We start from the raw sequence: 22,743 nt of genomic DNA, 5'->3' as shown, positions 1-22,743 counted from the left end.
ACGAGAACCGAGGAGACAAGCAATGACGATGAACAGACATATCCGCGCCGCACTGATTGCGCCCGTTTTTGCATTGGCCATGGCGGCAATCGCCGAGGCTGGGGAAGCTGCCCCGCTTGCCTCCTGGAATGACGGCGACACAAAACAGGCCATTCTTGATTTCGTCGCAAGCGCGACGGATGAAAGTGGCCCGAACTATGTCGCCCCTGCCGACCGGATCGCGGTGTTCGACAATGACGGAACGCTGTGGACCGAGCACCCGATGTATACCCAGCTTGCCTTCGCGCTGGATCGCGTCAAGGCGCTGGCGCCCGACCACCCCGAATGGAAGACGACCGAGCCGTTCAAATCGGCTCTCGCAGGCGACATGAAGGGCCTGGCAGCAAGCGGCGAGAAAGGGGTGGCACAACTGATCATGGCAACCCATACCGGCATGAGCACGGCTGACTTCGAGGTTATCGTTGCCGACTGGTTCAAGACGGCCAAGCACCCGCGTTTCGACCGCCCCTATACCGAGCTCGCCTATCAGCCGATGCTGGAAGTGCTGGACTATTTCCGCGACAACGGGTTTGAGACCTATATCGTGTCGGGTGGCGGCATCGAGTTCATGCGCGTCATTACCGAGGAAGTCTACGGCATTCCCCCGCAGCAGGTCGTCGGCTCGTCGGTCAAGACGAAATTCGAGATTGTCAATGGCAAGCCGCAGCTGACAAGAGAGGCCAAGCTCGCCTTCGACGATGACAAGGACGGCAAGCCCGTCGGCATCAACGCCATGATCGGCAAGCGCCCGGTTGCCGCCTTCGGCAATTCCGATGGCGACCGCCAGATGCTGGAATGGACCGCAGCAGGCCCCGCCGCGACCTTGATGATGCTGGTGCATCACGATGACGGCACCCGTGAATATGCCTATGGCCCGGCAGGCGGCCTGCCAGATTCTCCCTTCGGTCACATGTCGCAATCCACCCTCGACGAGGCGAATGCCAGCGACTGGACCGTGATCAGTATGAAAAACGACTGGACAACGATCTTCCCGGAAACGACGAAGTAACCCAACTGCGCCACGGCGCGAATGCCGCGGCGGCTTTTTTCCGGCGGACGGGTTTCGCAAGGAAACTCACTTGAAACATTTTGCAGCTCTTTGTCTTTTTCTTCTGACGTCTCCGGCCTTTGCTCAAGAACAAGCGCATTACGTCGGATCCGAGCAATGTGCCACCTGCCATGATTATGAAACGCGCGGCTGGATCGGTTCCGATCATGAACGCGCGTGGACGGCCGCGACTGCTGACAATATCCGCGCCGAGTTCGACGGCACTACGTTTGAGGGGACGGGCATGTCCGTCGTCTTTTCGCAGGACGATGCGGGCTATCATGCGCTGGTGACGGAAGCCGATGGCACGACGACGCAGCGCGATGTGCACTCGGTCGTCGGCATCGAACCGCTGCAGCAATATCTTTTCGAGACGGAGCCCGGCCGTTTGCAAAGCTTCGATATCGTCTGGGACACCGAAAAGAAAGAATGGTTCCATCTCTATCCCGACCAGATTTTGCAGCCCGAGGACGGCCTGCATTGGACCGGGCCTTACAAGAACTGGAACGCGCGTTGCGCCGAATGCCACGCGACGGGATTTGAAAAGAACTACGACCCGGCAACCGCGAGCTATCATTCGACTCAAGCCGAGATTGGCGTCGGTTGCGAGGCGTGCCACGGACCGGGCTCAGACCATGTCGAGTGGATGAGAACCCACGCCAAAGACGACGCAAAGCAAAATCCGGGTTATGGCCTGACGATGGAGGCGCAAGCCGGTACGCAAGGCTGGATCGAGCAATGCGCCGGCTGTCACTCCCGCCGCGAGGCCTATGGCGATGGCAACCCCTTGCCCGGGACGCCGTATCACGATGCCTACCGGTTGCTCACCCTGAACGACGGCCTCTACTATCCCGATGGCCAGATCCGCGGCGAAGTCTATGTTTACGGCTCGTTCCTGCAGTCGAAAATGTATCGCGAGGGCGTCGGCTGTCTGAATTGTCACGATCCGCATACGACCGAACTGATTGCCGAGGGTAATGCGCTTTGCACGCAGTGCCACTCGCCAGCCGGCAATACCGAATTTCCGACGCTGACGCTGAAAGACTATGATACGCCGGAACACCATCACCACGAAACAGGGACAGCCGGCGCCGAATGCAAGAGCTGCCATATGGCGGAGCAGGTCTATATGGGCAATGACTGGCGGGCCGATCACAGTTTTCGCATTCCCCGCCCCGATCTCGATGCCATCACCGGTGCCCCGGATGCGTGCACCGGCTGCCACACAGACGAAACGGCAGACTGGGCGGCACAAACGCTTGCGGAATGGTATCCACAATCCAGCCATCGTGGGCCGCACTTCGGCGACGCCTTCGCCATGGCATTGCAAAATCCCGTACTGTCAAAGAACAGGCTCGTCGAGATCGCCAATGACGACGAGACGGCGGATATCGTTCGGGCGACGGCGCTTGCTCTGCTGAAGCCGCTTCAGGACCGGGATGCGGCTGACGAAACGGCGGCGCTTCTGGACGATGAAAGCCCGATGGTGCGCGCATTCTCTGTCGGTTTACAGCCTGTTGCGCCGACAGAAGCCGCTGTCGGCAACGTCGCGCCACGATTGTCCGATTCGTCCCGAACGGTGCGCTTTGCCGCACTGCGACAGCTTTTCGGACTGCCCGTCGAGCGCCTGCCGGAAGAGGTCCGCATCGATCATGATGCGGTGATGGCCGAATGGCGCAGGTCGCAGTCCTACAGAGCCGATTTTCCGGAAACGCATCTGGTTCTGGCAGGCAATGCGCTGGTCCACCGAGACTATGAGGAAGCGCTTGCGGAATTCCGGAAATCCGTCGCGCTCGATCCGCAAAGGCTGGACGCCTGGAGCATGATCATACGCCTCACAAGTGCGCTCGAGGATGAGAGAGCCTTAAGGGCGGTGGTATTGGCGGCGCTTGAGGCCAACCCGGGATCCACTGAGCTACGGAATTTTGCTCATCAGCTCGAAGTGGTGGTTCCTTCTAAAACCACATCTGACTAGCCGTTCATTTCCAGAACGGATAAGCCCACACTTCTGATGAACGACTAATGTTTAAGAGACCTCATACCCACAAGCCACTTGGCATTCTCAACCTATCAAATGGCAGCTATTCCCTCAATTCTCCCTCAAAACCGGACAGTCCCCTTTGGCCCCTTTTCAGCCGGTCCGGAAAGCGCCGCCATTTCGGTCATTCACCGTCTCTCGACTTCGCCCTTAAAGCAGCCGTTCGCCGCGCCGCGAGATCGTGTCCCATGGGGTGGTGTAGCTGGATTTCATAGCCATCGGTGATTTCCGGTAGGGTCGGGTTGCTTATGACCAACCTGAAGGAGACCACCGATGACCGACGACATGATGAACCTGCGCTCACTCGTTGAGAAGAGCGCCGACGCCGATTTGCTTCGCGAGATGATCGGCTTTGCTGCCGAGAAGCTGATAGCGCTGGAGGTCGGCACGAAGACCGGCGCGGGCTATGGCGAGAAGAATGGCTTCCGACTGGCCCAGCGCAACGGCTACCGCGACCGGGATTGGGGTGAGGCGGAAAAGAAAACGATCCAGTGAATCGTTTTCCCGCCGAACCAGGCGGGCACCGTCGAGCTGCGCATTCCCAAGCTTCGCACAGGCAGCTATTACCCGAGCTTCCTCGAACCGCGCCGGATGGCGGAGAAGGCTCTGACGGCTGTCATTCAGGAGGCTTACGTCCAGGGCGTTTCGACACGCTCGGTCGATGACCTCGTCAAGGCCATGGGCATGAGCGGCATTTCCAAGAGCCAGGTATCCCGGCTTTGCGAAGAGATCGACGACAAGGTGAAGGCCTTCCTCGATCGGCCCATCGAGGGCGAGTGGCCCTATTTGTGGATCGATGCCACCTATCTGAAGGTTCGGCGCGGTGGCCGCATTGTCTCCGTCGCCGTCATCATCGCCGTCGGCGTCAACACCGACGGCCGGCGTGAAGTGCTCGGCATGGAGATCGGCACGTCCGAGGCCGAGGCGATCTGGACCGAGTTTCTTCGAAAGCTGACCAGGCGAGGCTTCAGCGGCGTCAAGCTTGTCGTCTCCGATGGCCATGAGGGCATCAAAGCCGCAGTATCGAAGGTGCTTTCCGCGACCTGGCAGCGCTGCAGGGTGCACTTCATGCGCAATGCGCTCGCCCATGCCGGGAAAAGCGGACGCCGTGTCGTCTCAGCCTTCATCGCCACGGCCTTTGCCCAGGACACGCCGGAGGCGGCGAGCGCCCAGTGGCGCAATGTCGCCGACCAGATCAGGCCGAAGGTGCCGAAACTTGCCACGCTGATGGATAGTGCCGAACAGGATGTGCTCGCCTACATGACCTTTCCCAGGCAGCACTGGGCCAAGCTTCACAGCACAAACCCGATCGAACGTCTGAACGGCGAGATCAAGCGGCGCACCGAGGTTGTCGGCATCTTCCCCAACGATGACGCCATCGTTCGTCTCGTCGGCGCGCTCCTGCTCGAACAGAACGATGAATGGGCCGTCCAACGATCCCGCTACATGACACTGGAAACCATCGCCACAATGAGCGATGATCCCCTCATCAGCCTGCCAGCAGCAAGCTGACACTCATCCGCCCCTCCGGGAGGAGCCGTGGTCGTCTAAGCTACACCACGTCCTGGGACACGGATCCGCCGCGAGCGAAGGCCGATAAGGGCGGAGAGCCGACTTGCGTTGCACACAGCATGCAAGGCTGCGACGCAGGGCGGCCCTGCCAGCCGTCGTTCTCCAGATTATTTTCGATGTTTGCGGAAATTCTCAAAGTGGAACTAAACCGCACCGAGCTTACCGGAGACCGTTTTGCGGTACTGAACCTAGCCTGGTAGACCGTTGAATTTCTGGATGTCTTCCAAACGCGCGTCCCAGTCCGCCCGGCTTTCAAAACAGATATGAGCACTCGGCCGAATCTCAATCGCGCTATCAAGGCTCCCAGCTGGGACGACGACCAAGGCCCCTTCCAACTGAACGCTCGGAAGCGCTGATCCGCATGTGTTGCAGAAGCTTTTCTCGTGCCGGGTCCCAGGCACCTTGTAGGTCTGGACGCTCTCAAGGCCGGAAACCCAGGACAGTTTCGCTGTCGACGAAAACAGATTGGCCGAATGGGCCGACCCTGTGTCCTTTCGACAGCGCTTGCAGTGACACAGAAAGAAATTCTCAAGGTCGCCTGAGATTTCAAATTTAACGTCACCACACAAACAGGAGCCGACCGTGGTAGAGGTCATAATGAAACATCCATATTCACTCGCGTTCCTTGTAAGCCTAGCAGCAGTAACCCGCCGGATTGATATAGCCCGAGCCTTTTGTCCCCGGCGAGTGCGATATCTCGCAGTCCTCAACGCAGCAATAAAGCTGTAGGGCCAAATGCTCGATACGAAACCGTTTAGGGCTTCCGGACCTGCGCGTCAAAACCCCTGATCAGGGGATTCCAATCATTGGCTTGCTGAACAATAAGCGCCGACGGAGCTTTGTTTTGTGAGCAGTTCGGCACGGTTTTCCGGTCGTCGAAGCCGCTTCGAGAGCCTGGTTCCACCAGATAATTCCAGCGGAGCGATTATGCGGCAAGGCCAACCGACGACGACAACAGTTCGCACATCCATGCGCTCCCGCAGTCGCCCAAAGGGAGTGGCCAAACGTGCGTTCCAAGCTGCTCCCAAATTGGCTTTGTTGGCTTCGACCGCGTTTGCCGTCCTCTCGGTGCCAGCGCTTGCCGGCGTTTTCATCGACACTGATGTTACCGTCGACGGCATCGACGGCGGGCCATACGGCAAAGCACTTTCAGACCTAAGGTTTGTTTCGGTAGGGGCGAAGGCCCCTGCCTCACTGACGATTTCAAGAGGGGGCACGGTAACGGCTCCGATCTCCAATATCGGCACCAATCTACGTGGCACTGCAACGATCACCGGCGCCGGATCGCGTTGGTATGGCTTCGATATTATGCGGGTCGGCTGGGCCGGCAACGGCGTGGCAACCATCGCGGATCGCGGCTCGATGACCGGAAAGGACATGGTTCTCGGCGTAGATAGTCCTGTGCAAGGGGCCGTGAATCTGTCTGGCGCTGGTTCAAAAATCGAACTCACCGGCAAATTGTCCCTGGGCGTCGAAGGCACCGGTACCCTGAACCTGTCAGGCGGCGGAGCGATTGTAGCAGCCTCCAGTGTCATTGGCGAAGACACTGGAAGTTCGGGCACGGCCATTGTTTCCGGCGCGGGGACGACGTGGACAAGCACCGGAGGCGTGCTGGTCGTCGGCGATCGTGGAGCCGGTATCCTGACGGTTGCTGACAGCGCAAACGTCATCGCCAATGATCGCGTTGAGATCGCCAGGGAAAGCGGCACTACTGGCACGCTCAACATTGGGGCGGCGGCCGGTGAGACGGCAGGCGCCGCCGGCACGCTGCAAACCGGTGCGATCGTCTTCGGCGCGGGTGACGGCAGCATCGTCTTCAATCACACCGACAGTGCTTATGCCTTTGCGCCCGATATCAGCGGCGCGGGTGGCGTCGAAGTCTATTCCGGCACGACCATTTTGACCGGCACGAACACCTATACAGGCGGTACATTGATCGAAGGTGGCACCCTGCGGGCGGGCGCACCCCTCGGTTTTGCGGACAATACGGCCTACACGGTCAATGGCGGCATGCTCGATCTCAACGGCCATGATCTCACCGTGTCCACGCTTTCGGGAGCCGGCGGCACGATCGGTCTGGGAACAGGCAGGCTCACGATCAGCCAGGATGCCGACACGGCGTTTGCCGGCAACTTCTCCGGCTCCGGCACGCTGACGCTTGATGGGACCGGCGGACTTAAACTGACAGGGGCGACCAGCGCCTATAGCGGCGATGTCCGCATTGCCTCCGGCACGCTTGCGATCAACAATGCGTTTGCAAGCGGGTCCGGCTTCATTGGAACTGTCACCGGCGAGGATGGCCGCGTCGATGTCACTGGTTCGGCAGCCTTGTGGACAATAGACGGTGATCTGAACGTCGGACGCACTGGTTCCGGAGCGCTCGTGATCAGCGGCGGCGGCGGCGTCAACGCGTCGGGCAAGATTGCTGTCGGCAGCGCATCGCTTTCCTTGCCGGCGGGCAGCATCACGGTTACCGGAGAAGGATCGCGTCTTTCCACCGGGACCGGCGGATCACTGGTCATCGGGTCGATTGTCGGCAGCACGCTTGCGGTCGAAAATGGCGGCGCTGTTACCAGCGGAACAGCCACGCTCGGACAGTCCGCATGGACGAGAGGCGCGGCGACGGTCAGCGGGACCGGTTCGCTCTGGACCACCGGTTCGATGAAAGTCGGAAGTGCCGGCGCCACCGGGGTTCTGAGGGTTGCCGATGGCGGCACGGTTCGCGCCACGGACGCGTTCACCATCGGGTCACAGGGAACTTTGAACATCGGTGCGGCGGCAGGCGATACGGCTGTCGCGGCTGGCAATGTCGACACATTGCTGATTGATTTCGGCACGGGCAGCGGCAAGATCGTCTTCAACCACACCGATACGGATTACACGTTTTTCCCCGATCTCAAGGGCACGGGTGGCATCGAAGCCCATTCCGGCACGACCACTCTGTTCGGCAACAACATCTATACCGGCGAAACCACGGTCGAGGGCGGCATTCTGCGGGCAGGCTCGCTGCTCGCCTTTGCACAAGGCGGGGCCTACACTGTCAATGGCGGTGTGCTCGATCTCAACGACAATGATCTCATGATGTCGAGGCTTTCGGGGACCGGCGGCACAGTCGACCTCGGAACAGCCAAACTGTCGGTCAGCCAGAATGAAGATACGGCGTTTGCCGGCAGCTTCACCGGCTCCGGCACGCTGGCGCTCTATGGACCCGCACGCCTTCGGCTGACAGGGGCAACCAGCGCCTATAGCGGCGATGTGCGCATTGCCTCCGGCACGCTTGCGATCAACAATGCGTTTGCAAGCGGTTCCGGCTTCATTGGAACTATCACCGGCGAGGATGGCCGCGTCGATGTCACTGGTTCGGCAGCCTTGTGGACAATAGACGGTGATCTGAACGTCGGACGCACTGGTTCCGGAGCGCTCGTGATCAGCGGCGGCGGCGGCGTCAACGCGTCGGGCAAGATTGCTGTCGGCAGCGCATCGCTTTCCTTGCCGGCGGGCAGCATCACGGTTACCGGAGAAGGATCGCGTCTTTCCACCGGGACCGGCGGATCACTGGTCATCGGGTCGATTGTCGGCAGCACGCTTGCGGTCGAGAATGGCGGCGCCGTTACCAGCGGAACAGCCACGCTCGGACAGTCCGCATGGACGAGAGGCACGGCAACGGTCACCGGCGCCGGATCGCTCTGGACCACCGGTTCGATGAAAGTCGGCCGCGTTGGGGCCTCCGGTGTGCTGACGGTTGCCGATGGCGGCACGGTTCGCGCCAAGGACGCCTTCTCGATCGGGACACAGGGAAGGCTGAACATTGGTGCCGCGGCAGGCGAGACGGCTGTCTCCGCGGGCGCAGTCGATACGTCACTGATCGACTTCGGCACGCGCAGCGGCAAAATCGTCTTCAACCATACCAACCCGGATTACGTCTTCGCGCCTGCTATTACCGGCGCGGGCAGTGTCGAGGTCTATTCCGGCACGACCATACTGACGGGCAAAAGCAGCTATACCGGCGGCACGGATGTGTTCGGCGGCAAGCTGGTGGTCAATGGCGTTACCGGCGCGGTCAATGTCGCCTCCGTCGCCATGCTTGCCGGCTCCGGTACGGTCGGGGATACGGTGGTTTCCGGCGTGGTCGCGCCGGGCAATTCCATCGGGACAATGAATGTCGCCGGCGATCTTGGCCTTGGCGCCGGCGCGGTCTACCAGGTCGAGGTCAATGACGCGGGCACGGAAGCCGGCATCAACAACGACCTGCTCAAGGTCGCGGGCGCGGCAACGATAGACAAGGGCGCAGATCTCGTCGTCCTGGCGGATCGGTCCGGCGATACCGGCTCCGGCTATGATCCAATCAATGTCTATACCGTGGTGACGGCCGAAGGCGGTGTCACGGGTGGTTTCGGCAGCGTGACCGACAATTTTGCCTTTCTCGACTCCTATCTCGGCTATGACGCCGCCAGCGTCTATCTGACGCTTCAGCGAAATGATGTCGATTTTGTCGATGAGGCAAGAACGCCAAATCAGAAAGCAACGGCAGCGGGCCTGGACAGCCTCTCGCCCGACACCGCGCTTTATCGGGCGATCCTCGGGCTCTACGAGAATGAGGCACCTCAAATATTCGATGCGCTGTCCGGCGAAATCCATGCCTCTGCCAATACCGTTTTGCGCGACGAGCCAAGACAGGTCGAAAGGGCAATTCTCTCCCGGATCGATGCCGCCTTTGCCACGAACGGCGCTGAGGGCGCTGCGCAAAACGGCGAAGCGCTGGCAGCCGATCAGGTATCGGTCTGGTTCGATGCTCTGGGCGGGCTCGGGCGCTATCAGGGCGATGGCAATGCCCATACCGTCGATACGTCCGGCGGCGGAGCCCTGTTCGGCGGCGATGCCCGTGTCGGTCAGGACTGGCTGTTCGGCCTTGCCGCAGGCTACATGAATGCCTCGATCGACGAGAAGGGGTTCACGGCCTCAGCCGATACCGACAGCTACTATGTCGGCGGGTATGGAAGCACACAGACCGGTCCGTTCAGTTTCAGCTTCGGCGGCTCCTACGGCCACCATGCAATCACCACCAAGCGGACCGTCTCCTTTGTCGGGCTGAGCGAACAGCTGAACGCCGACTATGATGCCCAAACGCTGCAGGCCTTTGCCGAAACCGGCTGGCGGTTCGGAGACGAGGCCGGATATCTGCAGCCTTTCGCGGCGGCATCCTATGTCAACCTGAAGACCGATGGATTTTCCGAAACAGGCGGTATGGCGGCGCTCCACGCGGCATCGCAAACCCAGGATCTGTGGACCACGACGCTCGGTCTCCGCGCCAGCCGCGATATCATGCTCGATGAAACGGCGGCGCGCCTTTCCGGCCATGCCGGTTGGCAGCGCGCCTATGGCGATCTCAACGGGACCTCGATGATGGCTTTCAATGGCGGCAGCGATTTCGGGATCTCCGGTGTTCCGACGGCCCGGGACGCGGCTCTGCTCGGGGTCGGTCTGTCCTTCGACCTCAGCAACGAAGCAAGCCTCTCCTTAGGCTATGACGGGCAGCTTGCTGAAGGGGTGCAGGATCACAATTTCAGCATGCGTTTCGACCTTCGCTTCTAGATCGGCAAAGCAGCATGGGCCGGGCATGCACAATCGCTCGCAACATCAAAGGGGTTCTTGAAATGCCAGCATCCGTCTCATGCGATCTTCTGAAACGAAGCAGCCTGCCGCTCCTGACACTGCTTCTGCTGACCTCAGGCGGTATCGAAACGGCCGTTGCTGCAGAAGCGTGCGTGCAGGATGTCGACCGCATCCTGTCGATTCCGGCTGAACAGGCGGCAAGTTCGAAGCGCCTCTCCGAAGCGCTTGCGTCAAGGCTCGACGCTGCCGTGACAAAGGCGCTGCACCAGACTGCAGCGCCCGGCGCGATTGTCGGCGCGCGCACGCCTGAAGGCTCATGGGTAAAGGGGGTTGGCATCGCCGATCCCGGCACAGGCGCGCAGATGGCGCCGGGCATGCACACCCGCATCGGTTCGGTCACAAAGACCTTCACGGGAACCGTTATTCTGCAACTCGCTGAAGACGGCCTTCTTTCGCTGGACGACACGATTGGCGCCTATGTCACGGGCATTCCGAACGGCGATGAAATCACGCTGCGACAACTGGCAAACATGACGAGCGGTGTTGCCAGCTACACCGCCTCGGAGCGGTTTGTGGACTTGTACCTTGAAGACCCGAACATGTTTTTCTCACCGGAGGATCTGGTAGCCTACGCCGTCGAGAAGTCTCCGCTGTTCGCACCCGGTTCTGAATATGACTATTCCAACACCAACACGATCCTGCTTGGAATGGTGATAGAGAAGGTCACCGGTCAACCGGTCGAGACAGCCCTGAGAACAATGATCTTCGAACCGCTCGGTCTGGAAAACACGGTCTGGCCAGGCAGGCAGACCGCAATCCCAGCACCATACGCGCGCGGTATCTCGCTGCAAGGTTATGACGCGACCCCCGAAGCCCCGCTGGACGCCACCAACTGGAACCCAGCATCGCTTTGGACCGCTGGCGAAATCATTTCAGATGTCGATGACCTGCTCGCCTATGGCAGGGCTCTGGCAACCGGTCACGGCCTTCTTGACGCAAAATCGCAGGAACACCGGCTGCGCTCTTTCCAGGGGCCCGCAGACTATGGCCTGGCGCTGCGTTGCACCGATGGCTGGGTCGGACATACCGGTGAACTGCCGGGATACACCACCGTCGTCTATTACAATACACAAACCGACACGACCGTGGCCATACAAACCAACAGCGACATTCCTTCGGGCGATTGCGGCGAGGCTGAGGTTCTACCCTCCAATACGCACGGCATTGCGTGCTCCTTGCCTGCCATGCGCATTTTCAATGCAGTAGCGCCTCTTCTTGGCGGTACGGCAGCCCCGTGAGGCAATTGCAATCCCATCAGCGAGCACTTCAGCGAACGTAATCTGATTGTCGTGCTGCGGGCTTGGCATCCAATATTCCAACGCTCGCCTTTGCCGTGCTTTGCATCAGCACTGGCATCGTGCTCTCGCGCCCGACCTTCATGGCGGCCCTCTCCGTCCAGGTTCCTCAGGCACGGCGAGGCGTTGTCACGGGCGCGATCCAATCCCTCGTTGCGGTGACGGCATTGCAAGCCCTGTCGTTGCCGGCTTTATCCTCGGATCGGGTCTTCACGGAGTGTGGATCGGGGTGGTGGTGGCAATCGCGCTGACCGGAGTGTTCATCGCACAAACAGAGCCGCGTCGGGTGGGCAGTCTTTAACGAAGCGCTTCTGGAAGACGGTAGAGCAAGCGTCGGGCCGCTGGCCATCCGGCATCGACAGCCAGAACCCATTCTGTCCATAATCATTCAACGACGGACACTTGAGGCTGCAGTGCGCCCATTTATTGGACCGCCGGCGGTCGTCACCATCGCGACACCAATCCGCTGAGCGGAAGCGTCACACTTCCGCGCGGTCCAAAACATTCGCGCGAGATCCTCTATTCGAAATTTTGGCAGCAACCTTTTCAAGGCGGAAGACGTTTATCGCTCCGAAGGAGAAGACGATGTCAAAATCCAAATTCTGGAAAGAGATGGACGATGTTCGCGCTGCAATGCTCGGCATCGGGTCTGCCCGGCATGTGCCGATGTCGCCTTATCCCAGTGAAAAGGAAGGGGTGATCTGGTTTATCACCGCGCGGGGCACCGATCTGGTGAAGGCGATCGAGGGCGGCGAGACCGAAAGCTCGCTTATCGTCACGGGCAATGGCGAGATGCACGCTCGCGTGGAAGGTCAGTCCGCCCTGGCTGAAGATCGGGAAAAGCTCGAAGAGCTCTGGGACCCGGTCGCCTCGAGCTGGTTCGAAGGCATCGACGACCCCGATATCCGGCTGATCCGTTTTTCGCCGGACTTTGCGGAAGTCTGGGCGACAAAAGGCGCGATCGGCTTCGCTATCCAGATCGCCAAGGCCAAGGTAACGGATGAACATCCCGATATGGGCGATCATTTCGAGGTCCGCTTTTAGCATATCCGTTTTGATCAAGCGGCATCTGGCCGTCTCAGGATGCGCCATCGTGATGGCGCATCCTGCGTTGGAACATACACCCGTCTCCACCCATTTGAACATTGATGGTTTCGACAGCGAGGCCGTCATCGGGACCGAAGGATAAGCCGCGCGATGCAGCAACTGGCCTCCAATTTATGGACTTTCCGCGGCGATCTCAAAGTCGCCAAGGTCATCAATCTCGGCACCCACATGTCGCTCGTGCGGCGGACCAACGGGACGTTCCTGCTTCTCGACAGCTATGACCTTGATGATGGCGATCGCGACGCACTGCTTTCGCTGACGGATGGCGGTCGCGCGATCGAGGCCGTTCTCAACGTTCACCCTTTCCACACGCTTCATTGCGCCGCCATCCACGCGCTTCTGCCTCACGCCCGTCTGTTCGGCACGCGCCGCCACCACAGGCAGGCGCCGGATCTGCCCTGGGAAGCGGGATTTATCGAGGGTGCCGCGACACAGAAGACCTTTGCCGAGGATCTTGCATTTTCCGTGCCTGAGGGCGTCGACTTTGTCTGCGACGACGACAGCGTCCATGTCGCCTCGGTGCTGGTTCGTGACCGGCAGAGTGGCATCGTCCATGTCGACGACACGATCAACGTGCTGGCCGCGCCCGGTTTGCTCGGAAAGATCCTGCCGCAATCGAAACTGAAGTTCCATCCGCAGCTTTCAAAGGCCCTGCAGAAGCGGCCCGGCGCTGCCGACGACTATGCGCGATGGGCGCGCGACATCGCCGAGGACTGGGCCGGAACACCCGTCGTCTGCGCCGCCCACTCCTCCATCCGCAAGCTGCCGCGGGACGGCTGGCGAAGCGAGGTCCTCAAGGCCCTGGCGGCCGTCGAGACAACCCTTTCCAAACACCGCAGCGAACACGGTTGATGTTCGTTGCCAGGCGAAAAACCGAAACACGAGGAAACATTCCCATGTCCAATTCTCTGACGACCATCAATCCGCTGACTGAAGAAGAGCTCGAATCCTATCCGCAGATGTCGGACGAGGAAGCATCGGCGGTCGTTGAAGCCAGCCACACGGCGTTTCTCGAATGGCGCCTGAAACCGCTTGAGGAACGTGCAACGGTGATCGCGGCCATTGCCGAGGAGATGCGCAAGTCAAAGGACGCGTTCGCCAAGCTGATGACCGATGAGGTCGGCAAGCTGCTCAAGGACAGTCGTGAAGAGGTCGAGCTCTGCGCGGCGATCTGCGATTACACCGCCAAGATCGGTCCGGACACGCTGGCGGACGAGGAACGCGAGGTCGACAGCGGCATGGGCATCGTCACCCATTCGCCGATCGGGGTTGTCTACGGCATCCAGCCGTGGAACTTTCCCGCCTATCAGGCTGTGCGCTATTCGATTGCCAGCCTGATGGCCGGCAATGGCGTGTTGCTGAAACATGCCTCGGCCTGCACCGGCAGCGGCCTGTTCCTGCGCGATCTCTATGAGCGGGCCGGCCTGCCCAAGGGGCTGTTCGGCGTTCTCCTGATCTCGCACGACCAGTCGGACAGGATCATCGAGGACGAGCGCGTGCGCGGCGTGACGTTGACGGGCAGCGACAAGGCCGGGCGGGCCGTGGCCGGCAAGGCTGCCGAACTGGTCAAGAAGACCGTGCTGGAGCTCGGCTCCAACGACGCCTATCTGGTGCTCGACGACGCCGACCTCGACCTTGCGGTAAAGACCTGCGTTCAGGGCCGTATCTACAATAACGGCCAGACCTGCGTGAACGCCAAGCGCTTCATCGTGACCGAGAAGAATTACGACGCCTTCGTCAAGGCTTATGCCGAGGCCTTCGAGGACATCAAGGTGGGCGATCCTTCCGAGGACGAAACCGAGCTCGGCCCGATGGTGACCGAGGAGCAGCGCGACAAGCTGCATAAACAGGTCGAGGAAAGCATCAAGAAAGGTGCCCGGCTTGTGGCCGGCGGCAAGATCCCGGATCGCAAGGGCTGGTTCTATCCGGCAACCGCGCTCGCCGAGGTCGCGCCCGGTCAGCCCGCCTACAAGGATGAAATGTTCGGGCCCGCCGCATCCATTATCCGCGCCAAGGATGAACAGGATGCGATGCGGATCGCAAACAGTAGCCGCTACGGTCTCGGCGGCGGCATTTTCAGCAGGGATGTCGAGCGCGCCCGCAAACTGGCGGCGGAGCATTTCGACACCGGCATGGTGTTCATCAACACGTTCGATGTCGCCTACCCGACCATGCCCTTCGGCGGCGTGAAGACCTCCGGCTATGGCCGCGAGCACGGTCCGGAAGGGCTGAAGGAGTTCGTCAACATCAAGTCGATCCGGATCGGCTGATCGACCAGGACACCGAAAAGGGCCGGAAACCCGGCCCTTTTCTATGCGGCGCACCCGCTTTTTGTGGCAAGGGGTTAGAAGCTGAGGCTTACCTTGGCGGAGTGTTCTGTCTCAAGCGCGTTGAGACGGAACAACCGAAAAGCTCTATGCGCAGATCGTCCTGCACACGGTCAAAGGGAAAACGAATTTCAGCAACAATGGCCTGAGCCCCTGATCGTCCGCGAACAAAGGTCCGCTTCCGCAGACGTTGATGTACGAAGCGGACTTGCAGGAATCGGCCCCTTTGTTGCTGATCCACGACCTTCCAGAGATTCTTTCGCTCCAGTCTACATGCCTTGTGGAAGTGCCTTTCTGCGAACCTCTGATTTACAGCAATCTCATCTGATCGTCCCCTGCCTTGCCTGAGCTTTCGCCCAACGAGGAGCTGTCTTCTAGCGGCCCTGTTTCGGACTTATCGCCAAGATCTTGTAGAGGTGGAAAAAGACCCTCTAGCTTCCGAACACCCCCAATGTTCGCGTATTGATCTTGCTTGGCTTAAAAGCATTGCTATTCGTGTTTAGAACTTATGATCAATCCGAAAAGGTGGGCGACGTCCTTCATCCTTGCGAACACCGGTAACATCGTGCACAACCAATCTCGCCCGAAGCAGAACAGCTCCCAATGGTCAGCCCTTGTAACGGCTGACGAGCAATATGCCGGGTCGACATTGCAGTCGCTTCAGGATGCGGCCAACACTGCAAAGGATTACGAGCAACTGGACCGCGCTCAGCGGCTACTGGCGCTCGGCACACGCCTGTTTGGCGGCTTCCGTCGCGATGTAACGCTAGAATATCTTCCGCCCTGCTGGGAAAAGAACGAACGCCCTCGCGAGCCCTTCGGCTATGAGCGGACTATCGAGCAATTGATGGAAGCCGCCGTTCACCGCAATATCATCAGCGAACACGGGGAATGCACATACTGGTTCTGCCGGGTCGCAATCTTTGCAGCGTTTGAGGATGTCGAGCGTATCCTTGACGGAGCCAGTGCGAACCGCGATCTTTCGGCCCAGTTCGCCGATGTCGAGAAGCTTGCCTCCGACATCCAGAGCAAACTGTTCAGCCTGCAGGTTGCGCTTGAGGCGCTGCAGTTGGTGGATGTCCCTGAGAAGACGTTTCCCATCCAACTGATTGAGGACGAGAGCCTTGCCAAACGCCACCGAGAGCGGGCGGATGAGCATCTCTGGCGGTTCAAGTCGAGCTACAGGTTGCATGAACTGATGGACCCGCGCCAGATCAGTCATATCGCTGAGTGGTGTCGCGCGCTGGAGGAAGAGAGCGAGCGGCTGAAGTTCGAGACCCGGAACCCGGCAGGAGCGCCTGCGCGGTTTGACCGGCTCTACTTCATGCATGTGGCCGGCCTGCTCTGGCTCTTCATTACGGGGGCAGCACCGACACAGAGCAACAACACCTTCATGGATTTCCTCGATAGCTGCGAGAGCGTGTTCTGGAATGAAGAGCCCGGTACTGACGTCCGTAACCGGGCGAACACGGTGGCAGCAAACTTTGCCAGCTGGGAGGTCCGTGTTCCGGAGGACATCCCGTTTGCGGTACGCGGCCTGCAGGATGCCTTTGCAGCGCTTTGTGCTCATGTCGAAGCCCAGCTGTTCGCGCAGTACCGGTGAATGACTTTAGGCCTTGTCAGTCCGGCTAAACTTTAGCAGCCAATCCGGAAAAACGAACTGCAAATGGCTGGCGGATTCAATTCGGCTCCATCGTCATTTTGGCGGCTCCCAATCACAAGGAGCCGCAAGATGCAGCAATCTCCCCTCTCCCTCGATCCAGACTTTCTGATGACGGAAACGCTGACATGCGAACTGCTGTCCGTCTCGGCCCGCACCCTGCAGGCATGGCGCCTGCGTGGCGGTGGACCCCCCTTCGTCAAGATCGGCAAGTCGGTGCGCTACAAGCGCCGCGACATAACCGCCTGGCTGAGCGCCAACACCCTCACCTCGACAAGCCAGAGGGGTTAACGGCCTTGAGGAAAATCGCTTTCGATCATATCAACCGTGCGGCGCTGTCAAATGCGCCGCTTCTTTTATCCCGCTGGCTGCCGGACGGACGGCGGCTTGGTCATGAATGGACGGCACGCAATCCGAGGCGTGCCGATCGCAAACCTGGCAGCTTCCGCGTCAACATCCTCTCAGGGCGTTGGGCCGATTTCGCCACTGGCGACCGCGGGCGCGATCTGATCTCGCTTGCAGCCTATCTGTTCACCAATGACGATCAGGGCGAAGCCGCACGTCGGCTTGCCGAAGCCCTGGAGGTGTCGCTCTATGAGGAATGATCCTTTCGCTCCCGTTGAGCGTAACGCCACTTCGGCAGTTGCTGCTCCCGCCTCTGGCTGGACGGCAGTCGCTCCGGTTCCGGAGAATGCAGCACCGCCGCCGGTCCGACACTCACGGCTCGGTACGCCGTCGCAGCGCTGGTGCTACCGGAACGCTTCCGGAAAGCTGCTGTTCATCGCCTGCCGTTTCGATACCGATGAGGGAAAGCAGTTCCTGCCGCTGAGCTATGGCAGGGACGAACAAACCGGTGCCAATGCCTGGCGCTGGAAAGGCCTTCCCGAACCACGGCCGCTTTACCGGCTGGATGGGCTGGAGGCGGAACCGAAGGCCGCTGTCATCGTAACCGAGGGTGAGAAGGCCGCGGATGCGGCGGCGGCAATGCTTCCCGGCTTCGTCGTCACGACATCGCCGAATGGATCAAAGAGTGCCCGCAAGGCCGACTGGTCTCCGCTCTCCGGCCGTCGTGTCATCATCTGGCCCGATGCAGATGAACCCGGTGCGGCCTATGCAGAGGCCGTTATGCAATGCCTGGCGCAGGCAGGTGCCGCGTCCGTCTCGGTCATGCGTCTGCCGGAGGGATTGCCCGCTGGCTTTGATGCAGCCGACGCCTTTGCTGAAGGCTGGATGGATGCCCAGCTGCAGGCGCTGATCCAGGCTTCTGACGAGGCTGGTGTGTCGGTTTCTGCCAGTGGTGCTGACGATGGTGAAGCGGAGGGCGCGGCCGAGCCAAAGAAGCAGCGCACGAAGAAGCCCTCGGCCTTTGACTTTCTGCCGGACGAGACCGAGTTCTGGCACGATCCGGATCGCGAAAGCCATGTGACCTATCCGACCGGCGATCACTTCGAGCATTGGCCTGTCAGGCATCGCTTCTTCAAATCCTATGTGGCCGGCATCTACTACGAGAAGACCGGCGAAGCCCTTGGAAGCTCGGCGCTTGATGACACGATCAGGATCATGGAGGCAAAAGCTCAGAGCGGAGCATGCTACCCGACCTTCAGGCGTGTCGGCGCCCATGATGGAGATTACTTCCTCGATCTCTGCGATCAGGACTGGCGGGCAGTACGAGTAACGAAGGGGCGCTGGACGGTCGGCCAATTTCCGCATGTGAAGTTTCTGCGCTCTGCGTCCGCGCGTGCCCTGCCCGAGCCACAGAGGGGCGCCGGCTACAGAGACCTGAAGCCATTCATCAATGTCGGCAGCGAGCAGGACCTGATGCTGGTCACAGCATGGCTGGTTGCAGCTCTCCGGCCGGAAGGCCCCTACCCGCTTCTCTGCGTCAGCGGCGAGCAGGGCAGCGGCAAGAGTTCGGTCACCGACCTGCTTGCCAACCTGATCGATGCCGAGATCGGCAAGAAGCGCACGGTATCGAAGGATGAACGGGATCTGGTCATTGCCGCCAAGAACGGCCATGTGCTTGCCTTCGACAACATGTCGAGCGTCGCCAACTGGTTCTCGGATTCGCTCTGCAGGCTTTCGACAGGTGGTGGCTTTGCGACCCGTGCACTGCATACCGACAACGAGCAGATCGTGCTTGAGGCGCAGCGCCCCGTCATCCTGAACGGTATCCCGGATCTGACAGGACGGGCCGACCTCTCCGACCGTGCCATCGCCATCCATCTGCCGCGCATCCCGGAAGAGGAGCGGCAGACCGAGCGGCATCTGAAGGAGGAGCTGGAGCGGATGCGACCATACCTCTTGGGGGCGCTGCTCGATGCCGTCTCGGAGGGACTGAGTCGCCGGGCATCGGTCAAGCTCGCAAACCCGCCACGCATGGCCGACTTCGCCGAATGGATCGAAGCCTGCTCTCCGGCTTTTGGCTGGGAGCCAGGCCAGTTCCTCGAAGCCTATCGTCTGAGCAGGACCGATGCCGCTAAGGTCGCGCTTGAGAACGATCCCTTCGGCAGCGAACTGATCCGCATCATCAAGCGGCATCGTGCGACCGGCTTCAGCGGGACAGCCACGCATCTCCTGGAAGTTCTCAACGAGCATGCAGCGCCGGCGATCAAGAACATGCGGGTATGGCCATCGACAGCGGCAACGCTCGGCACGCTCGTCCGTCGGGCAGCGCCGCTGCTCCGGAGCGAAGGCTATGCCGTCACTGACAGCCGGACGGCAGAAGGTCGCATGATCATCATCCGGCCACTTTCGTCTGCGCACCCAAACGAAGAGACCGGTGTCTGAAGCCAGCTTTGCTGCTTCGGTCATAGCCGCCCGCAGGCGGTCTTCCCCCGCGCCCCTTTGTTTTGATCGTCCGCACCAGACAGCGGCTGTCAGAAGGAGCGTGGGTCCTTCCTGTGTCACTCTGCCATGCGGGTATTTGGCACCGCGCGGTCGGGCCAGCCTGAGACCGGATACAAAGCCTAAAGTCTCAACGCTCGGGGTCGTTTCGGCTAAACTCAAGCTATTTCCACACGTTATGCCTGCACCACGGGTGACCGGATCAGCACCACACGGCCCGGCAGCGTTGTGTCGTACGCGGGAGAAAAGCCGCGGCCTAGACAGCCTCGCAAGCCGCCGCCGGGTGGATGACAGGCACATGACGGAGATCTGAGCGAGGCTGTCACGGTCAACCTATTGAATAGATTATGGAATGACAGTGATGACGGCGATGACAGCGCCAATTTTATAGAATCAAAAGGGTTTTGGGTTTTGACAACACGAGCCGTCACGGAACCGCCTTGAAATCGATCCTGCTGCTTACCCTGCGCTTACCCGGAAATTTTTCGAAAAAGACGCGAGGAGTACGACATTCGTAAATAATTGAAATAAATAAGAAAAAATGGTGATCCCGACGCGATTCGAACGCGTGACCCTCAGATTAGGAATCTGATGCTCTATCCTGCTGAGCTACGGGACCACTTGCCTCTCAATACAAAAGCCGAGGCCTCGTGAAAAGCCCCGATTTGCATCAATGCTGCGATGTTTCTCAGCCGGCGAGGCGCGCCTCGGCAAGCCGGACCCAGTAGGACATGCCGTAGGGAAGCGCTTCGTCGTTGAAATCATATTCGGCATTGTGCAATTCGGCCGTGTCGCCGTTGCCGATCAGGATGAAGGCGCCGGGCCGCGCTTCGAGCATGTAGGAGAAATCCTCCGCCGCCGTCCACGGCGCGAAATCGTCGGCCACCTTGTCCTCGCCGGCGACGGATTTTGCCGCGGCAAGGGCGTGAAACGTTTCCTCCGGGTGATTGACCGTCGGCGGGTAGTTGCGCGTGTAGGTCACCTCCGCCAGTCCCCCGTGGGAAAGCGCCGTCATCTCGGCAATCTCCCTGATCCGGCGCTCGGCGAGATCACGGTTTTCCGGCGTGAAGGAGCGGACCGTTCCGCCCAATTCGGCCTCGCCGGAAATGACGTTATGGGCGAAGCCTGCGTGAAATTCCGTAATCGAGACGACGAGCGGGCTCACCGGATCGGCGTTGCGCGAAACGATCGTCTGCATCGCGTTGACGATCTGGCTGCCGATGATGATCGGGTCGACCGATTTCTGCGGCTGGGCCGCATGGCCGCCATCGCCCCTGATGAGGATCCTGAACTCGTCCGTCGCCGCCATGATGGGCCCGACGCGGGAGGCGAACCGGCCGACCGGCATGCCGGGATAATTGTGCATGCCGTAGACTTCCGCGATAGCGAAACGTTCCATCAGCCCGTCGTCGATCATCGCCTTGCCGCCGCCGCCGCCCTCTTCCGCCGGCTGGAAGATCAGCGCGATGCGGCCGGCGAAATTGCGGGTTTCCGTCAGCAGTTTCGCAGCGCCCAGAAGCATGGCCATGTGGCCGTCATGGCCGCAGGCATGCATCCTGCCGTTTACCTTCGACGTCCAATCCCTGCCGCTCTTCTCGACGATCGGCAGCGCGTCCATATCGGCCCTGAGGCCGATCGTCCGGTCGCCTTCGCGGCTGCCGCGGATCACGCCCACGACGCCCGTCCCGCCGATCCCCTCGACAACCTCATCCACGCCGAAGGACCGCAATTGCGCGGCGACGAAGGCAGCCGTATTTTGGACATCATAGAGGAGTTCGGGATGCTGATGGAGAAACCGCCGCCATGTCGTGGCCTCGTCACGGATCTGGGCGGCACTGTTCAACACCGGCATTAAGCATACCCCTGCAATTTTCTAAAATTCATTGTAAAAGACGGTAATACATGTGGGACCGCGAAAGCGCGCGCACAAGGATTTCATCCTTCAAGGCGTATATCGATAGAGCGCATCAGGCAAGTGGAGACAGTTTCGTGTTGCAGATGACAAGACCCGCACAACGCCGGCTCCAAGGCCGGTTCCAGGGTCCGTTTCAGGCCCTGATCGCCCTGTGGCTGGTTGCGATAACGCTCGCCCTCGCGGCGGCGGCAGGTCCTGCGCGCGCCAGCCCCTATATCGTGGTCGATGCCAATACTGAGCGCGTGCTTGCCGCCGAGGAACCGTTCAAGCGCTGGTATCCGGCTTCGCTCGCCAAGCTGATGACCGCCTATCTTGTATTCGAAGACATGAAGGCCGGCCGCCTCGATCCGCAGGCCGCGATCACCTTCTCGGCGGCGGCGGCAAACGAGCCCGCCTCGAAGATGTATTTCGCGCCCGGCACGCGGGTCACCGTCGACACCGCGCTGAAGATGATGCTGGTGCATTCGGCCAATGATGCCGCGCGCGCCGTTGCCGAACACGCAATCGGCGGGCGCGAGGCCTTCGTCAAGCGGATGAACGAAACGGCGAAAGCACTCGGCATGACGGACACGCATTTCGTCAACGCCAACGGCATGAACTCGATGAGCAACCCCCAGCCCGGCCAGTACACGACCGCGCGCGACATGGCGGTCCTTGCCATCGCCATCGAGAAGACCTTTCCCGAATATCTCTATTATTTCACCATTCCCGGCATTGCCAGCGACAGCGGCAAATACCGCAACACCAATCTCCTCATCGGCAATTTCGACGGTGCAACCGGCATGAAGACGGGCTTCGTCTGCGCTTCCGGCTACAACCAGGTCTCGTTCGCAAAACGCAACGGCCGCGAGGTGGTCGCCGTCGCCTTCGGCGCGCCGAGCGTGCCCGCCCGCGCGGAAAAGGCCGCGGAACTGCTGCAGACCGGACTGACCACGGGCGACCGCGACGGGCCGCGACTTGACAGCTACCTGCCGCCGGCCGCGCCCGACCGGCCTGTCGCCGACGTCACCAGCCAGATCTGCAGCGCGGAAGCAGCCGAAAACCGGGTGATCCTGCGCGACGACGACGGCAATCTGATGTTCTCCTCGCCCTATCTGAAGCCGCTTGTGAAAGAGTATCCGACCGTCGATGCCTATCGCCTGCCCAATGATACGGAAATGGCGGCATCGTCGCTCGAAAACCTGAGTTCCGTTCCCCTGCCCTATGCCCGCCCCGTGCAGTAGAC

Annotated in this window: 14 protein-coding genes, 1 tRNA gene and 1 pseudogene; 13 read left to right on the top strand and 3 right to left on the bottom strand. The window is 60.5% G+C overall.

Going from position 1 to position 22,743, the window contains the following annotated elements; genetic code table 11:
* Positions 1-22 precede the first annotated feature (22 nt).
* The 3 genes and pseudogenes from AZF01_RS01615 to AZF01_RS01605 all read left to right on the top strand — a co-directional run bounded on the left by AZF01_RS01615 (position 23) and on the right by AZF01_RS01605 (position 4,637).
* Positions 23-1,048 carry an HAD family phosphatase gene (locus AZF01_RS01615; protein WP_152534590.1) on the top strand — a complete coding sequence of 342 codons (1,026 nt, stop codon included), beginning with the start codon at positions 23-25 and terminating at the stop codon, positions 1,046-1,048.
* 283 nt (positions 1,049-1,331) lie between these two features.
* The gene (locus tag AZF01_RS01610) at positions 1,332-3,062 is read left to right on the top strand and encodes a cytochrome c3 family protein (protein WP_197489629.1); all 1,731 of its coding nucleotides are present in this window, start codon (positions 1,332-1,334) and stop codon (positions 3,060-3,062) included.
* Positions 3,063-3,398: 336 nt separating this feature from the next.
* Positions 3,399-4,637: pseudogene (locus tag AZF01_RS01605) on the top strand (IS256 family transposase).
* A 248-nt stretch (positions 4,638-4,885) separates the two neighbouring features.
* Here AZF01_RS01605 and AZF01_RS23360 read toward each other — a convergent pair.
* On the bottom strand, positions 4,886-5,293 hold the full coding sequence (locus AZF01_RS23360; RefSeq protein ID WP_081725838.1) for a GFA family protein: 408 nt from the start codon (positions 5,291-5,293) through the stop codon (positions 4,886-4,888).
* A 442-nt stretch (positions 5,294-5,735) separates the two neighbouring features.
* Here AZF01_RS23360 and AZF01_RS01600 point away from each other — a divergent pair, with 442 nt between their 5' ends.
* The 9 genes from AZF01_RS01600 (at position 5,736) to AZF01_RS01560 (ending at position 19,546) form a co-directional block, all read left to right on the top strand.
* On the top strand, positions 5,736-10,289 hold the full coding sequence (locus tag AZF01_RS01600) for an autotransporter domain-containing protein (protein ID WP_197489628.1): 4,554 nt from the start codon (positions 5,736-5,738) through the stop codon (positions 10,287-10,289).
* 62 nt (positions 10,290-10,351) lie between these two features.
* Positions 10,352-11,608 (top strand): serine hydrolase, encoded by a 1,257-nt coding sequence (locus tag AZF01_RS01595; protein ID WP_081725762.1) that lies wholly within the window; start codon positions 10,352-10,354, stop codon positions 11,606-11,608.
* Between the two features lie 642 nt (positions 11,609-12,250).
* Positions 12,251-12,709, top strand: coding sequence for a pyridoxamine 5'-phosphate oxidase family protein (locus AZF01_RS01590; RefSeq protein WP_024707822.1), 459 nt, complete (start codon positions 12,251-12,253; stop codon positions 12,707-12,709).
* A 153-nt stretch (positions 12,710-12,862) separates the two neighbouring features.
* Complete coding sequence (locus AZF01_RS01585) at positions 12,863-13,624, top strand: hypothetical protein (RefSeq protein WP_024707821.1); 762 nt, start codon at positions 12,863-12,865, stop codon at positions 13,622-13,624.
* A gap of 44 nt (positions 13,625-13,668) precedes the next feature.
* Entirely contained in the window at positions 13,669-15,042 is a 1,374-nt protein-coding gene (locus AZF01_RS01580; RefSeq protein WP_024707820.1) for an NAD-dependent succinate-semialdehyde dehydrogenase, read from the top strand.
* Positions 15,043-15,607: 565 nt separating this feature from the next.
* Positions 15,608-16,702 carry a hypothetical protein gene (locus AZF01_RS01575; protein WP_024707819.1) on the top strand — a complete coding sequence of 365 codons (1,095 nt, stop codon included), beginning with the start codon at positions 15,608-15,610 and terminating at the stop codon, positions 16,700-16,702.
* Between the two features lie 129 nt (positions 16,703-16,831).
* Positions 16,832-17,050: an AlpA family transcriptional regulator gene (locus AZF01_RS01570; protein ID WP_024707818.1), complete on the top strand. Its 219-nt coding sequence runs from the start codon at positions 16,832-16,834 to the stop codon at positions 17,048-17,050.
* Between the two features lie 5 nt (positions 17,051-17,055).
* Positions 17,056-17,364 carry a hypothetical protein gene (locus tag AZF01_RS01565; RefSeq protein ID WP_024707817.1) on the top strand — a complete coding sequence of 103 codons (309 nt, stop codon included), beginning with the start codon at positions 17,056-17,058 and terminating at the stop codon, positions 17,362-17,364.
* Positions 17,354-19,546 carry a hypothetical protein gene (locus tag AZF01_RS01560; protein WP_024707816.1) on the top strand — a complete coding sequence of 731 codons (2,193 nt, stop codon included), beginning with the start codon at positions 17,354-17,356 and terminating at the stop codon, positions 19,544-19,546. The genes AZF01_RS01565 and AZF01_RS01560 overlap by 11 nt, the downstream gene beginning before the upstream one ends.
* 599 nt (positions 19,547-20,145) lie before the next feature.
* On the opposite strand, the gene AZF01_RS01555 is transcribed toward AZF01_RS01560, so the two are convergent.
* Positions 20,146-20,222, bottom strand: a tRNA-Arg gene (locus AZF01_RS01555).
* Between the two features lie 69 nt (positions 20,223-20,291).
* A complete protein-coding gene (locus AZF01_RS01550) occupies positions 20,292-21,455 on the bottom strand; it encodes a M20 aminoacylase family protein (RefSeq protein WP_024707815.1) in 1,164 nt (387 codons plus the stop codon).
* 146 nt (positions 21,456-21,601) lie between these two features.
* On the opposite strand from AZF01_RS01550, the gene AZF01_RS01545 reads away from it, so the two are divergent.
* Complete coding sequence (locus AZF01_RS01545; protein ID WP_081725761.1) at positions 21,602-22,741, top strand: D-alanyl-D-alanine carboxypeptidase family protein; 1,140 nt, start codon at positions 21,602-21,604, stop codon at positions 22,739-22,741.
* Positions 22,742-22,743: the final 2 nt, after the last annotated feature.

It is taken from the genome of Martelella sp. AD-3, assembly GCF_001578105.1.
In the GTDB taxonomy this organism is placed as follows: Bacteria; Pseudomonadota; Alphaproteobacteria; order Rhizobiales; family Rhizobiaceae; genus Martelella.
This window is presented reverse-complemented; position numbering and strand designations above follow the sequence as displayed.